Raw genomic sequence first — 12,779 nt, forward strand, 5'->3', positions numbered from 1 at the left:
ATCAGGTCGGCGCGACGATCAATGCGGATGCCGCTCGGTCGCGTAGGGGTTGGCCTCGCCGCTGCCGGGTGGGCGCAGCGTGTAGCGCTTGTAGGTCCACTGATACTGCGCCGGGTCGCGCCGGGCGATCTGTTCGATGCCGGCATTAAGCGCGCTGGCGGCACGCACCGGGTCGGGGTCGGCCACTGCCGGGTCGGCCGGTTGCACGTGCAGGGCAAACTGCAGGTCCCCGCCAGCGCGTTCGCACCAGCCGTACAGCACGGTGGCGCCGGTGCGCTCGGCCAGCCGGTTGACCAGGGTCATGGTCAAGGCCGGGATGCCGAAGAACGGCGCAAACACGCCATCGCCCATCTTCGGCTGCTGGTCGGGCAGGATGCCGACCGCGCCGCCGTCCTTGAGCACCTTGAACAACTGCCGCACCGCCGGGCCTTCGGCACGCACCTGGCGCACGTTGTCGCCGCCGCGCGCCAGCTGCAGAAACCCGTCGACCGCCTCCGACTCGGGCGGCCGGTAGACGATGGCGATCGGCCCGCGCTCGGACAGCCACTGGTTGAGCAGCTCCCAGTTGCCGAAGTGCGGCGCCGCCACGATCACGCCACGTCCGGAGGCCAGCGCCGCGTCGTAGAGCTCCTGCCCGTTGCGTTGCAGGCGCGCCAGGTTGTCGGCCGGCGGGCGGGTCCAGGTGCGCAGCACTTCCAGGGTCTGGCGCGCGGTCGATTGCAGGATTTGCGCGTGCAGCTGCGCGCGCTGCGCGGCGGGTAACTCCGGGTAGGCCAGTTCCAGGTTACGGCGGGCCACGCGGGCTTCGCGCGCGTTGAGCTTGCGCCAGCTCCAGGCCAGCGCATCGGCCACGCGTTTGAGCAGCGGCCACGGCAGGCGGCCCACGGTGGCGGCGGTGGCATAGAGCAGTCGGGCGCGGACATCAGGTTTCATCCGCGCAATTCTAAACAGCGCAGCCGGCGAAGGCCCGCGCGTGACAGTGCGGACAGCGCTGGGCATGCTGCGCGGCACAGTTTGCTGGGCGAGAAAGCCAATGCTTGCATTGATCCAACGCGTTACCCGGGCCTCGGTCAGTGTCGAGGGCCAGGTCGTCGGGAAAATCGGCCCCGGGTTGCTGGCGCTGGTCGGCGTGGAGCCCGGCGACAGCGACGCGCAGATCCGGCGCCTTGCCGAGCGCCTGCTGAGCTACCGGGTGTTCGGCGACGATGCCGGCAAGATGAATCGCTCGCTCACCGACACTGCCGGCGGCCTGTTGCTGGTCAGCCAGTTCACCCTGGCCGCCGACACCAGTTCCGGTAACCGGCCGGGCTTCAGCACTGCGGCACCGCCGTTGGAGGCTGAACGGGCGTTCAATCAATTAGTGGCGATCTGCCGCGAAAACCACCACGTCGGGGTGGAAACCGGACGCTTCGGTGCCCATATGGTTGTCGACCTGGTCAATGACGGCCCGGTGACCTTCCTTCTCAGACCCTAGCCAGCGCAGTTCTACCAGCGGTCCCGTCTTGATTCCGGCAGACCGGGCTTCACGCTGGTATAATGCTAGGTTCTCTTTCCAATCTCAAAGCCGGTGGCGCGAGCACTCATGGCCAACGAACGTCCTGCCCAGCAATCCGACATCAAGCTACTGATCAGCAAGGGCCTGGAACAGGGCTATCTGACCTACGCCGAAGTCAATGACCATCTGCCCGACGACCTCGTCGACCCGGAGCAGATCGAAGACATCATCAGCATGATCAACGGCATGGGCATTGATGTCCATGAAGTTGCCCCCGATGCCGAAACCCTGCTGCTCAACGATGGCAACACCGGCAACCGCGAGGTTGACGACACTGCCGCCGAAGAAGCCGCCGCAGCGCTGACCGCGCTCGATACCGAAGGTGGCCGTACCACCGACCCGGTGCGCATGTACATGCGCGAAATGGGCACGGTCGAGCTGCTGACCCGCGAAGGCGAAATCGCCATCGCCAAGCGCATCGAAGAAGGCCTGAGCCAGGTCCAGGCAGCACTGGGCGTGTTCCCGCTGTCGACCGAAATGCTGCTCGCCGATTACGAAGCGCACAAGGAAGGCAAGAAGCGTCTGGCCGAGATCGTGGTCGGCTTCAACGACCTGATCGAAGAAGCCGATGCCGCCGCTGCCGCGTTGGCCGCCGCCGGCCCGGTTGCCGTCTCCGAAGACGATGCTGCCGACGACGACGACGCCGAAGATGGCGACGACGACGCTGCCGAAGAAGAGGCCGGCCCGACCGGTCCGGACCCGGTCGAAGTCGCCACACGCATGGAGAACCTGGCTAACGAATACGCCAAGTTCAAGAAGATCTATGCCAAGAACGGCGCAGAGCACAAGCTGGTGGTCAAGGCGCGCGAAGACATGGCCGCCATCTTCACCACGCTCAAGCTGCCGCTGCCGCTGACCGACGCGCTGGTCACCCAGCTGCGTGGCGTGGTCAACGGCATCAAGGACCACGAGCGCAAGGTGCTGCACCTGGCGACCACCGTGGCACGCATGCCGCGCAAGGACTTCATCCGCTCCTGGGAAGGCAATCAGACCAATCTGGAATGGGTGGAAGACGCACTCAAGCGCAAGCAGAAGTGGTCGTCCGCGCTGCGCGACGTCAAGGACCAGATCGTGTCCGAGCAGCAGGGCTCGATCGAGATGGAAAAGGCCAACTACCTGACCCTTGGCGAGATCAAGGAGATCAGCCGTGCGATGGCCTATGGCGAAGCCAAGGCGCGCAAGGCCAAGAAGGAAATGGTCGAGGCCAACCTGCGTCTGGTCATCTCCATCGCCAAGAAGTACACCAACCGCGGCCTGCAGTTCCTGGACCTGATCCAGGAAGGCAACATCGGCCTGATGAAGGCCGTGGACAAGTTCGAATACCGTCGCGGTTACAAGTTCTCCACTTATGCGACGTGGTGGATCCGTCAGGCCATCACCCGTTCGATCGCCGATCAGGCGCGCACCATTCGTATTCCGGTGCACATGATCGAAACGATCAACAAGTTGAACCGCATTTCCCGTCAGATGCTCCAGCAGTTTGGCCGCGAGGCCACGCCGGAGGAGCTGGCCAAGGAAATGGACATGCCGGAAGACAAGATCCGCAAGGTGATGAAAATCGCCAAGGAGCCGATCTCGATGGAAACCCCGATCGGCGACGACGAGGATTCGCATCTGGGCGACTTCATCGAGGACACCAATGTGGAGTCCCCGATCGACAACACCACCAACATCAATCTCTCCGAGACGGTGCGTGACGTGTTGGCCGGCCTGACCCCGCGCGAAGCCAAGGTGCTGCGGATGCGCTTCGGTATCGACATGAACACCGATCACACGCTGGAAGAAGTCGGCAAGCAGTTCGACGTCACCCGCGAGCGGATCCGGCAGATAGAAGCCAAGGCGCTGCGCAAGCTGCGTCATCCCAGCCGCTCGGAACAGTTGCGCTCGTTCCTGGACATCGACTGACCCTAGTCGTTGCTGGATAGTCGTCGCACAACAGCCCCGCACATGCGGGGCTGTTGCGTTTCAGGCACCTGCCCGGCGATGCTAGCCGGGCAGCAGCGGCGCAGATTCGGACGGCGTGGCTTCACGCCTTTGCGACGAAGCCGCACCGCAACGCACTATTAAGTGGATGTTTCCTGCAATCTCACGCGAGATTGCAACCGGCGCTTTACCTTCGAGCGCGACAGGAACATGAGACCGTCCGATGAGCAGACAAAGCCGCTTCGAAACCACCACGCACTGCGAGCATGAAATCCGTGTACGCGTCGAACAGGCTTCGCCGACAGCCAAGTGGACGCTGTGGGTCGATGTGTACGCCGGCGGCGGCACCCGTCTGCCACGCATCAACGACGGGACCCAGACTTGGGACACCTACCAGGACGCCATCGCGCAGGGGTTTCGCGCAGGTCGCCAGTTGATCGATAAGCAACGTCAGACTGCGGATGCTTGATGGTGTGGGTGTGTAGGCGCGTTTGTGATGTGCAGGCATCTATCTACCAAGCGTCCAGCAGATACCAGACGCCTGCATAGTCGCAGCAAGCGTGCGCAGATACGAACCCGCAGAGAAGACGGCGCCGCAGCAGACAAGCTCGCGGACAGACAGGTAAACTTGCTCGACTCCTGAGGGCCCGACGCATGGCATGCGGCATCAGCGAGCGCTGTGCAGCAGGGCCTATAGCTCAACGGTTAGAGCAGAGGACTCATAATCCTTTGGTTCCAGGTTCGAATCCTGGTGGGCCCACCAAAAAACAGTCCATGAATCGCTCCGGCTTTCCTACGACACCTTGCAGCCGTAACTCACGGTAGCAATAGGGGTGTCTATGAGCAGCAAGCGATACACCGAAGCGTTCAAGGTCGAGGTGGTCAAGCAGGTCACCGACCGTGGCCACTCAGTGGCCGATGTGGCCAGCCGGCTCGGCATCTCAATCCACAGCCTATATGGTTGGCGGAAGCACTAGGCCTACCCATCGTCCACGCATTCGGCGGCAATCGAATAGACCTCGGAGTTGCGGCGGGTCACCGACGAGCGAGACACACTAAAAAAGGCCGCAGCGCACTTTGCCAAGCTGGCCGGATGAAATACGCGTTTATGCTCGATCATGAGCGGGACTTTCGCCTTCGGAATATGTGCAGGGCGTTCGGCCTACACCCCGGCGGATACGACGCATGGCGGAGCGCGCCGATGTCGCAACGTGACAAGAATGGCGCGCGCGTTCTCGGTCTGATCAAGCCGTCCTTGCTGGAAAGCGGCTGTGTGTATGGTGACCGCAAGATCAACTGTGATCTTCGCGATATAGCTGAGTCGTGCGGCAAGCATCGGACAGCGCGACTGATGCGACATGAAGGCTTGCGTGCCCAGGTCGACTATGGCCGCCGGCCCGGTGTTCGTGGCGAGAAACTGGCCGCCGTGACCAGCAAGCAACTGGCGCGTCAGTTCGATCCTGGCGTGGCTAATCAAGCATGGGTCACCGGCATCACCTACATTCGAACGCACGGGGGTGTACCTGGCCGTGGTGTTGGATCTTTCCTCAAGGACGATCGTGGGCTGGGCGATGCAATCGACCATGCATACCGACCTGGTGCTACACGCATTGATAATGGCCGTATGGCGACGTCAGCCGCCTGCAGGACTGCTGGTCCACTCCGACCAAGGCACACAGTTCACCGGGAACGACTGGCAGGACTTTTTGAAGGCACACGGCTTGGTCAGCAGCATGATCCGTCGCGGCAATGACCACGACAACGCAGTTGCTGAAAGCTTCTTCCAGCTCCTGAAACGTGAGCGCACCAAGCGACGGGTCTATGTGATACGCGAGGAAGCCAAGTGCGATGTCTTCAGCTACATCGAGATGTTTTACAACACGCGGCGACAGCACGGTCATAACGACGGGCTGTCGCCGGTAGAGTTTGGAAAGCAGCAATCATCATGAGGCTGCGGGGTGTCTACAGAAGTCGGGACGATTCATTGCGCTGCTGGCACTTGAGCGCAACAAACCGAATTTGAAGCGCTTACGGGGTCCGTTCTGCGATGGCGGCTATGTCGGTGATCGCTTTGCAATGAGTGCGCGAGATATTGGGGGAGAAGTGCAGATCGCAAAGCAAAGCGAACTGCACATTTTCCGACCATTCGAATGCGATGACGCTCAATTTATCATCTGCAGAGTGCCATCTCTTTTCGTATCAGCGGGTCCCTGCTTTACACGCCTTGACGAGCGTCTTTTATGGTTTGCTGTCGTAACTGTTGTCTTCGTAAATGGAGAAGCCGCCCCTGATTTCCTTTGCCTTCAATGGCGTACTCGAGAGCATCAAATCGAGCGCTTTGCGGGGAGTCAGCTTACCTTTCACGATGAAAGTCGGAAGTTCTTTCACATCCGTGTTTGCGACTTCGTCAGCATCGATCGATACTGGGCAATGTGTCAGTTCTGTGAACCGAGCAACTGCCTTGCCTAGGGGCATAGATGGGATGTTCACTCGGATCGCTTTATTTTGACAATTGTAAAAGCTTGGTTCCTGCGCAAGTACGGTCTGGGAACTTATCGCCGATGCTAGTAGCGCAACTATCAGGTAGATTTTCTTCAATTTATTATCCAAGCGTTATCATGGGATTTATCATTTAACTACAAATCCGGGCTGGCATCCGCAATGCGCAAGTCATATTCAGCCTATGGATAGGGATGGTGGAGAGATATACTATATTTAATAACTATACATTTAAAGTATAGATTTGGCCCTGGCAACCTGCGCTACCTATCAGAGCCCGTTCAAAGTCTTCCGAGCAGCAAAGTCAATTGGATCATCTGCAAACTGGCATTGAGCTTGCGCTCGCAGTTTTTCCATAGCCTTGGGTTCTTCTCCAACCATGCAAGTGGGTCGGCAGTGATTCGGTCAAGCCAGTCAATTGATTTCGTAAAATGTTACGTACCTCGTAATTACGTAATGCCGGCCGTCGCAGGAGGAGCCAGTGAGAGGCGGTTCTCATGCGTGATAATTCTGGATGATTCCGTTGACAGTCAGGGCCACAGCTGCGCTCTGTTGTCGCATCCCGCGCCGCGCCGCGATGTTGGCATGGGCGAACCAATTGCCGCCGCTCGTCAAGACTGAACCCGTTGGGAGATCGGTGGCGCGTGAGGTGACAAACGCCTCGGGTTGGATTGGCATTGATTAGTCCTTTGGCGGTACTCAATCAGTATAGAGCTGAGTTTTGCACGCCTTCGCCAAGCTGCGCGAAGCTGCTGTCGCAGCTTAATTTTTTTCTGTTAATTACGTTACCTTGCGCTTGATTTTCTTGGGCATGGCGCGTCGACGACAAACTCATAATCCTTTGGTTCCAGGTTTAAATCCTGGTAGGCCACCAGGCGATGCAAGCGATTTCGTCAGGTGTAGTGCCGATAAGCATCACGCCGGACCGGATCCAAGCTGCGTTCAAGTTCAATGGCATGTATGTGCCCACGATTTTTATAGATCGGCACAGTGGATCCATGACGATGAAAGCTCGGACACCTTCGAGGGAACTTGCACTGCGGTTGAGCCAGACCTCACAACTTCTGAGGCGTAGCCCGGACTTCGGGCTGCACGAAGCACACACTGCTGTGTGCAGCTACGAGGCAGGCGCGGCAATGCTGCTGTACCGGCAGGTATGAACGTCCCCGCCCGTGCCGCGGCTCGGCCGCAATGCTTAAGAATGCGCAGCCTTCTATAGGCAGCCATTGATTAGCGCTCACGATCACGCAGTTCCCGGCGCAACACAGGCTTAAGCGATGCCTGTGCTGCGCCGCCGGCTCAGCCGGGTAGTCACTGCACTAGCCGTCATCGTTAGCCGAGCAGATCCTTTAACCACTGCTCAACGCTGCGTGGTGTGCTGCCAAGCAATTGCTGGGCGCTGGTGGCGGGGTTGATGGTGTTGGCAGGGGTTTGCCAAAGGGCTTGGTAGAACCCGGCGACGGCCATCGCAGCGGGGCCGAGCAGGGGCTGCAATTGCTCGCCGAATGCTTCGGGTTGCACGGGTTGAAAGTGCACATCGCGCTTGAAGTGCTTGGCCATTGCTGCAGCAAGGTCTGCGCCCAGCAGGCCTGGTAGCTGGCCGACGCCGACCACGCCGGTGATGGCAGGCTGATCGAACAGCAGGGCAGCAACGTCGGCGATGTCCAGGTGCGAGCTCCAGGACACCGGGAAATCTTCCCGTATCGGATAACCGAGGACGCCGTTGGCGTGCACGCCGCCGATGACCATGGGCAGCAGCAGGTTTTCCAGATACAGGCGTGGGGCGATGACGGCGCTGGAGACGCCGCTGCGCTGCACGCCATCGATCAGGAGGGCGATGGCCGAGTCGGGGGCTGCCTGCAATGCGTTGTCCGGTTCATCGACGATGCTGCCGCTGGTGGAGATCAGCACGCGCGCGGGCTTTGCGGCGTCGATGGCCTGGACGATATTGGTGGCGTAGGCCACGCGCACGTCCTCGGGCGCCTGAGGCAGGTGTATGAAGACGCCCTGCGCGCCGCGATAGGCATCGGTCAATGATTGGACGGAGCCATTATCGATCTGCACCGAAGGGCCGGTGACCGCCCCGGCGTTGCGCACTGCGGCCACGGCCTGCTTGCCGGCCTGCAACAGCACATTGAGCAGCGGGGCGCCTTGTGCGCCGGTGGCACCATGGATGATGTAAGTCATTGGCATACTCCTGTGGACGTGAGAGGGAAGCTGTGGCGCAGGAGCATGGACGGCGTACTTCGGTTACTTCAACTGCACTAATGGCGCGCTGCTGAATGCAAGTCGGCGTGGAGAACGAGATGATATCCAGGCAAAGGGTCGAGGTTGGTGTGGTGCTGTATGCCGATGCGCAGCAGGCGGCCGTGCTTGGCCTTACCGATCTGTTTGCGGTGGCTAACCGGCTTGCAGGCGCGAGCGGTGCAGCCGAGGGCGCATCGATCCAGGTCACGCATTGGCAGCAGGCAACGCCCAGCGTTGCGCCGTCGCGTGTAGGTGAGAGCGATACACACGTTGGTGCGCGCCTGTGTGCGTTGATCCTGCCGCCAAGTCTGGGCGATGCGCCCGATGAGGAGCGCAATGGCAGCCTGATTGGCTGGCTGCGCGCGCAACATGCCCAAGATGTCATGCTGTGCTCGGTGTGTGCGGGTGCGTTTTTGCTGGCCGGCACCGGCGTGATGGATGGACGTCGCATGACCACGCACTGGCTGCATGCAGACGCATTGCAGCAGCGTTTTCCGGCGGTCCGGGTCGATTCGGACGAGATGCTCATCGACGAGGGCGATGTCATGTCCGCCGGCGGCGTGATGTCGTGGACCGATCTAGGTCTGCGGCTGGTGGATCGCCTGCTGGGGCCGGCGGTCATGCTGGAAACCGCACGCGTGCTGCTGGTCGACCCGCCGGGCCGGCAGCAGCGCTATTACAGTGTGTTTTCGCCACGTTTGACGCATGGCGACGCGGCCATCCTGCGGGTGCAGCACTGGCTGCAGGAGACCGGTGCGCAGGATGTGGCGCTGACCCTTCTGGCCGCACACGCGGGGCTGGAGGCACGCACGTTCTTGCGCCGGTTCCAGAAGGCGACCGGCATGACCAGCACGGAGTATTGCCAGCGGCTGCGGATCGGCCGGGCGCGTGCCTTGCTGGAAGAAAATGCCATGACTATCGATGCGATTGCGTGGGACGTCGGTTACCAGGATGCGGCGGCGTTTCGCAAGGTGTTCAAACGCATTCTTGGACTGTCGCCCAGCGACTATCGGCAGCGGTTTGCGGGTGCAAGCAGTGCCAGGGCGACCTGAGCTTACCGGCCACTTTCTTCTTCGACGCGCGTCTCCAGCACGTCGAGCGGCGGTGGGATGTCGCTAACGGCCCGGTGATGTCGGCGGTGCCACTCGTCGTGATCACCAGGCAGGCGCATGCTGATGCATGGCATTCAACGCGAGAAACACCATGACCAAGGCCGTCATCGTCATCGATCTGCAGAACGATTATTTCCCCGGCGGGAAACTGCCATTGACCGGCATCGAACTGGCCGCAGCAAATGCGTTGTCGGTGATCGCCAATGCGCGCGACACGGGCGTTCCGGTGTTGCATGTGCGTCATGAGGCGGCTGTGGGTGCCCCGTTCCTCGTGGCCGGTTCGCAGGGCGCGCAGACCCATGACACAGTTGCGCCACAAGATGGCGAAGTGGTCATCGTCAAGCAGCACGTCAACGCCTTTCGCGAGACGCAGCTTGCGCAGCAGCTACAGCAACACGGTGTGACGGACGTGGTGATTGTCGGCGCGATGAGCCACATGTGCGTGGATGCCTGCGTACGCGCCGCCGCCGACATGGGCTATACGGTGACAGTGCTGCACGATGCCTGCGCCACGATGGACCTGGACTTCGATGGCACCAAGGTGCCTGCGGCCCACGTGCACGCGACAATGATGGCGGCGTTTCAGTTTGGCTATGCGGCAGTGCGATCCACGCAGGAGTATCTGCAGGGTCAGTGAGACAACGGCGCGCGCGTGGCGCCCGGTGCTGATGGTGCAGACCGATTGCCGTGCGGGATGCGCCTGGTCCGGATGTGGTGCGCAGCGCATGCAGTGCGCACCGCCGCGCGAACCCAGGTGTCCGGCTGCGACGAAGGGTCGCAGGTGGCGTGCGGTTTTTTCATTACACTTTGCGGGTGCGCTTCCGTCCCTCGCCCTTGTTCAGCATGATGCAGCGCCTGGCTTGCCTGGCGCTGCTATTGCTGTTGGTCGCGCCCTTGGTCAGCCGCACGCTCGAGAACGCCTCCGGCGTTCTGGACGGGCCGCTTTGCCACAGTCAGCCCTGGCCAGCTGGCGAGGCGGCCGATGCCGTCGGTGGCAATGCACATGCCGCGCAGCTGTCGGCAGACGCCCAGGCCGGTACAGCCAAGCGGTGGCCGAGCGCCGAACACGATCTGCACTACACCGATGGGGGCCATGCGTTTGCCTGCGATTACTGCCTGCTCGCCGCGCGGCTGCTGCCCTGGCTGCTGATGGTGTGCGTGCTGTTTGCGCTCCGTCGGGGCCGGCGTGCAGTTGAGCGTCTTGCCGCTGAGGCTCCATCAGCCGCACGCTGGTTGGCACATGCGCCACGCGGACCACCGCTGTTTGCCTGAAACATCGGATGGAGAGCCGCACCTGTCAGCGGGTGTGATGTTGGATGTTCTGGAGCGTGTAGATGACCTACTTTGCTTTGCCGCCCCGCGCGGCGGCGACGCCTTGCCTTGCTCTTTTGACGCTGGTGCCGACACTGGCGTTGATTACCCCTGCCCAGTTGCGCCGGCTGACTGCAGGCGAGCCGCAACAGCCGAGTCGGATTGCTTCGAGCGATGGCGTACCGAACGCGGAGCACTGCGACCAGGCAGTTGGCGTACAACCGTAGCAGCGCCGGTGAATGACACGGCGGACGAATGTGTGCAGCAAGGGCTGCGATTGCTGCCGATTCGCAATCAATGGCGCGCGATAGAACGGCATGCGCAAGGCCGCTCTTAATGGATGGGAATCAGGATGATGCAAGCAATGCGATCTGTGTGGAAGCGACGACTGTCGCACCTAATGCTGGGGTGTCTGGTCTGCGTATTGGCCGGATGTGGGCAATTGGGCGGCGGGTCCGCTCCCAATGGCGCAGACCTCAGCGCGATGGCGCGCGGAATGGATTTTTACCTTTACGACACCGAAGGCACGCCACGGCCATTGCGCAGTTTTCGTGGCAAGGCGTTGGTGTTGTTCTTCGGCTTCACCCATTGCCCGGATGTGTGCCCGACGACGCTGGCGCGTGCGGCGCAGGTCAAGCGCAAGCTGGGTGCGGATGCGGCGAAGGTGCAATTCGCGTTTGCCACGCTGGACCCGCAACGCGATAAGCCAAACGTACTCAGGACCTACGTGAAGGCATTCGATCCGGACTTTATCGGCTTGACCGGTAGCGAGGGCGACATCCGGGTGGCGGCAGGCAATCTGAAAGTGAGCTATGCAAAAGTGCCGATGGGGCCGACGTACACCATCGATCACTCCACCCGCAGTTTTCTTTTTGATCGCGACGGACAGCTGCGCGTGGGCCTGGCCCACGAGCAGACGGTGGACTCGGTTGTGCACGATATCCGGCAAGTGCTCTAACTGACGTAAGAGCGACCTGCCGGCTTCCCGAATTTCAACGTCGATGACCGCGATGCAAAGCGCTGTGGCGTACGCACGGGCTCGACCCAAGGAGAACGAAATGAAATTGCATCTGCTGATGGTGAGTGCATTGTCTGCCTTGTCGATGGTGGCCTGCGAGCGCGCACCTGCGCCCGAGGCCAACCCTGCGCCCGCTGTTGTGGCACCTGCGTCGACCGCAGCGCCGGCTGCAGCGCCTGTGGTGGTGGCGAGCGGCGCGTGGTCGCGCGCAACGCCGCCGGGGGCGCCGGTAGCGGGCGGCTACCTCACCTTGCGTAATCAGTCGGCAACGCCTGATCGCCTGGTGGCGGTGGAATCGCCGGCCAGTGCACAGGTGGAAATCCATGAGATGACGATGGATGCGGGTGTGATGAAGATGCGCCATCTGGAACAGGGGCTGGTCTTGCCGCCAGGCAAAGACGTGGTGCTGGGTAGCGGCGGCACGCATCTGATGTTCATTGCACCGCACGCGCCATTCGAACAGGGCAAGCCGGTGGTGGCTACGCTGGTGTTCGAGCATGCGCCGCGCGTCGAGGTGCACTTCGACGTTCGTCCCATCGGCGCATCGGCGCCCGATGCCGAATCGCATGACCAGCATATGCACTAGGCAGCGTCGTTGGGAATCGATGTGCCAGCACGGCGGCGTGCTGGCAGCCAGGGGTCGTTCACTGCCAGGATCAGCCAGCCGATGGAAAGGTCAACAACTCCGTGTTGTGGTGTCGCGCGTTTTTTCCGGTTGCTGGAGGGGCCATGGGCGTCGTTGATCGTGCGCGAGCTGCTTGCGGGGCCGCGCCGGTTCACCGAACTCAGACAGCTATTGCAGGGCATCAGCGCACATACATTGACCAGTCACCTGCGGCGCTTTGAGGCCTCCGGTCTGGTGGCGCGCACCGCGTATGCGCAGACGCCGCCGCGCGTGGTGTACGAACTCACGCCATTGGGTGAAGGGCTGCATGGCGTCTTCGATGCGCTGCGCGAATGGGGCGAATCGCTGCCAGCAGACACTGTTGCGGTGACGCAACCGAAGGATGGCGTGGCAATGAGCATGCGGGAGATTGCAGCGGTCTGCCCGCTTGCCAGACCTTGAGCAAGCGTTTGGCACAAGCGCCACGGCATGGTCTACAGATGCGGGCGG

General features: G+C 61.5%; 13 protein-coding genes, 1 tRNA gene and 2 pseudogenes. 12 read left to right on the top strand and 4 right to left on the bottom strand.

Annotated elements, in window-relative coordinates; genetic code table 11:
- Positions 1-18 precede the first annotated feature (18 nt).
- Positions 19-1,035, bottom strand: coding sequence for a lauroyl acyltransferase (locus tag VC212_RS18135; RefSeq protein WP_193552917.1), 1,017 nt, complete (start codon positions 1,033-1,035; stop codon positions 19-21).
- Between VC212_RS18135 and dtd the strand changes: the two genes are divergently transcribed.
- From dtd to VC212_RS18160, 5 genes and pseudogenes are all read left to right on the top strand, one after another.
- Positions 1,034-1,474, top strand: coding sequence for a D-aminoacyl-tRNA deacylase (dtd, locus tag VC212_RS18140; RefSeq protein ID WP_323515062.1), 441 nt, complete (start codon positions 1,034-1,036; stop codon positions 1,472-1,474). The genes VC212_RS18135 and dtd overlap by 2 nt on opposite strands.
- A 108-nt stretch (positions 1,475-1,582) precedes the next feature.
- Positions 1,583-3,460, top strand: coding sequence for an RNA polymerase sigma factor RpoD (gene rpoD / locus VC212_RS18145; protein ID WP_055847682.1), 1,878 nt, complete (start codon positions 1,583-1,585; stop codon positions 3,458-3,460).
- Positions 3,461-3,701: 241 nt separating this feature from the next.
- Entirely contained in the window at positions 3,702-3,947 is a 246-nt protein-coding gene (locus VC212_RS18150) for a hypothetical protein (RefSeq protein WP_323515061.1), read from the top strand.
- Between the two features lie 218 nt (positions 3,948-4,165).
- A tRNA-Ile gene (locus VC212_RS18155) sits at positions 4,166-4,241 on the top strand.
- Positions 4,242-4,317: 76 nt separating this feature from the next.
- A pseudogene (locus VC212_RS18160) lies at positions 4,318-5,427 on the top strand (IS3 family transposase).
- Positions 5,428-5,716: 289 nt separating this feature from the next.
- Here the strand turns inward: VC212_RS18160 and VC212_RS18165 are convergent.
- From VC212_RS18165 to VC212_RS18175, 3 genes and pseudogenes are all read right to left on the bottom strand, one after another.
- A complete protein-coding gene (locus VC212_RS18165) occupies positions 5,717-6,076 on the bottom strand; it encodes a hypothetical protein (RefSeq protein WP_323515060.1) in 360 nt (119 codons plus the stop codon).
- Between the two features lie 182 nt (positions 6,077-6,258).
- A pseudogene (locus tag VC212_RS18170) lies at positions 6,259-6,360 on the bottom strand (IS5/IS1182 family transposase); the annotation flags it as partial.
- A gap of 949 nt (positions 6,361-7,309) precedes the next feature.
- Complete coding sequence (locus tag VC212_RS18175; protein ID WP_323515059.1) at positions 7,310-8,164, bottom strand: NmrA family NAD(P)-binding protein; 855 nt, start codon at positions 8,162-8,164, stop codon at positions 7,310-7,312.
- Positions 8,165-8,283: 119 nt separating this feature from the next.
- On the opposite strand from VC212_RS18175, the gene VC212_RS18180 reads away from it, so the two are divergent.
- From VC212_RS18180 to VC212_RS18210, 7 genes are all read left to right on the top strand, one after another.
- A complete protein-coding gene (locus VC212_RS18180; protein WP_323515058.1) occupies positions 8,284-9,276 on the top strand; it encodes a GlxA family transcriptional regulator in 993 nt (330 codons plus the stop codon).
- A gap of 151 nt (positions 9,277-9,427) precedes the next feature.
- Positions 9,428-9,973 (top strand): cysteine hydrolase family protein, encoded by a 546-nt coding sequence (locus tag VC212_RS18185; protein ID WP_323515056.1) that lies wholly within the window; start codon positions 9,428-9,430, stop codon positions 9,971-9,973.
- Positions 9,974-10,122: 149 nt separating this feature from the next.
- Complete coding sequence (locus VC212_RS18190) at positions 10,123-10,608, top strand: DUF2946 family protein (RefSeq protein WP_323515055.1); 486 nt, start codon at positions 10,123-10,125, stop codon at positions 10,606-10,608.
- Positions 10,609-10,670: 62 nt separating this feature from the next.
- Complete coding sequence (locus VC212_RS18195; protein WP_323526517.1) at positions 10,671-10,874, top strand: hypothetical protein; 204 nt, start codon at positions 10,671-10,673, stop codon at positions 10,872-10,874.
- A 269-nt stretch (positions 10,875-11,143) separates the two neighbouring features.
- Positions 11,144-11,605, top strand: coding sequence for an SCO family protein (locus tag VC212_RS18200; protein WP_236699221.1), 462 nt, complete (start codon positions 11,144-11,146; stop codon positions 11,603-11,605).
- Between the two features lie 100 nt (positions 11,606-11,705).
- Positions 11,706-12,251 carry a copper chaperone PCu(A)C gene (locus VC212_RS18205; RefSeq protein WP_115514037.1) on the top strand — a complete coding sequence of 182 codons (546 nt, stop codon included), beginning with the start codon at positions 11,706-11,708 and terminating at the stop codon, positions 12,249-12,251.
- Positions 12,252-12,332: 81 nt separating this feature from the next.
- Positions 12,333-12,731: a helix-turn-helix domain-containing protein gene (locus VC212_RS18210; protein WP_115514036.1), complete on the top strand. Its 399-nt coding sequence runs from the start codon at positions 12,333-12,335 to the stop codon at positions 12,729-12,731.
- Positions 12,732-12,779: the final 48 nt, after the last annotated feature.

Source organism: Xanthomonas sp. WHRI 8932A (assembly GCF_035012785.1).
Lineage (GTDB): Bacteria > Pseudomonadota > Gammaproteobacteria > Xanthomonadales > Xanthomonadaceae > Xanthomonas.

What these genes read in the sequence shown, in the direction of transcription:
- rpoD (WP_055847682.1), top strand. Translation starts at nt 1,583, where the DNA reads ATGGCCAACGAACGTCCTGCCCAGCAATCCGACATCAAGCTACTGATC.
- VC212_RS18205 (WP_115514037.1), top strand. Translation starts at nt 11,706, where the DNA reads ATGAAATTGCATCTGCTGATGGTGAGTGCATTGTCTGCCTTGTCGATG.
- VC212_RS18175 (WP_323515059.1), bottom strand. Translation starts at nt 8,164, where the DNA reads ATGACTTACATCATCCATGGTGCCACCGGCGCACAAGGCGCCCCGCTG.
- VC212_RS18210 (WP_115514036.1), top strand. Translation starts at nt 12,333, where the DNA reads ATGGAAAGGTCAACAACTCCGTGTTGTGGTGTCGCGCGTTTTTTCCGG.
- VC212_RS18195 (WP_323526517.1), top strand. Translation starts at nt 10,671, where the DNA reads ATGACCTACTTTGCTTTGCCGCCCCGCGCGGCGGCGACGCCTTGCCTT.
- VC212_RS18150 (WP_323515061.1), top strand. Translation starts at nt 3,702, where the DNA reads ATGAGCAGACAAAGCCGCTTCGAAACCACCACGCACTGCGAGCATGAA.
- VC212_RS18180 (WP_323515058.1), top strand. Translation starts at nt 8,284, where the DNA reads ATGATATCCAGGCAAAGGGTCGAGGTTGGTGTGGTGCTGTATGCCGAT.
- dtd (WP_323515062.1), top strand. Translation starts at nt 1,034, where the DNA reads ATGCTTGCATTGATCCAACGCGTTACCCGGGCCTCGGTCAGTGTCGAG.
- VC212_RS18185 (WP_323515056.1), top strand. Translation starts at nt 9,428, where the DNA reads ATGACCAAGGCCGTCATCGTCATCGATCTGCAGAACGATTATTTCCCC.
- VC212_RS18200 (WP_236699221.1), top strand. Translation starts at nt 11,144, where the DNA reads ATGGATTTTTACCTTTACGACACCGAAGGCACGCCACGGCCATTGCGC.